2 protein-coding genes are annotated in these 827 nt (G+C 32.0%); both read right to left on the bottom strand.

The features are described from left to right. Positions 1-187 (bottom strand): inositol monophosphatase family protein (locus tag V7137_RS25620; protein ID WP_335700692.1); only part of this gene is annotated, 187 nt, incomplete at its 3' end. Positions 188-443: 256 nt separating this feature from the next. Then, positions 444-638 (bottom strand): hypothetical protein, encoded by a 195-nt coding sequence (locus V7137_RS25625; protein ID WP_218345757.1) that lies wholly within the window; start codon positions 636-638, stop codon positions 444-446. Between the last annotated feature and the right edge of the window lie 189 nt (positions 639-827).

Raw genomic sequence — 827 nt, forward strand, 5'->3', positions numbered from 1 at the left:
GATCGGAATAACTATCTCTTATTTTACTAATAAAAAATTGTTCAATTTCCTTATCCATATTCGTTACTAAGTCATTAGCGTTTGACTTTGTTTGAATACTTAATGTCTTATCAAAAGATAATTTAATCTTAGCTCCTGCCTCATTAACCCATTCCTTTGCATCAGAATAAATTTGCTCCCAGTTCATAACCCGCCTCCAAATAGCTTATTTCCTGTCAAGATTCAATGTATGTAGTATGAAACATGTTAAATTAAATAATGTACCTTTAGCTTAATCAAATTGGTGGAACACAGCAACTTTTAGGATGCTTCCCTTCTGGAAATGTACAATAATAAACGAACCCCCTCAATCTTGCTGGAGTTCGTTTTAGATAAGTTCAGAATATATTCTATTTCGCTTCATGCTTCTTTATATCTCCCTGGATAAAAAACCGTCTTATTTCTCAAAGAGCTTTTAATCGTAATAATTCTTGGCGGATTTTTTCTAATTTTTGTTTGCATTCTTTCATTTTTTTCTCGTTCTTTTCTTCAATTGCTTCAAATAATGTTGCCAATTCATAATCCATCTCTAATCTTAAGACTGCTGTTCTTTCCTTTTCGCCGGCTTTTTTAAGTGAGGTATTCATCAATTGTTTCACGTTTCTCCTCCCCTTTCAATATTTAACTTATTTTTCAGATTATTTTTTTACTGTATAATATGAGTCAGGGAGATATGTTGCAACAAATATGTGCTTTAACCTAGAAAAGCAACTAACTACATGTCTCTTTAATGGTATGCTACAATTAAGGACAAATGTTAGTTGGAGGTTTAAGGGTATGGGTTTTAC

The organism is Neobacillus drentensis (assembly GCF_036962765.1).
GTDB classification, from domain to species: Bacteria; Bacillota; Bacilli; order Bacillales; family Cytobacillaceae; genus Neobacillus; species Neobacillus drentensis_C.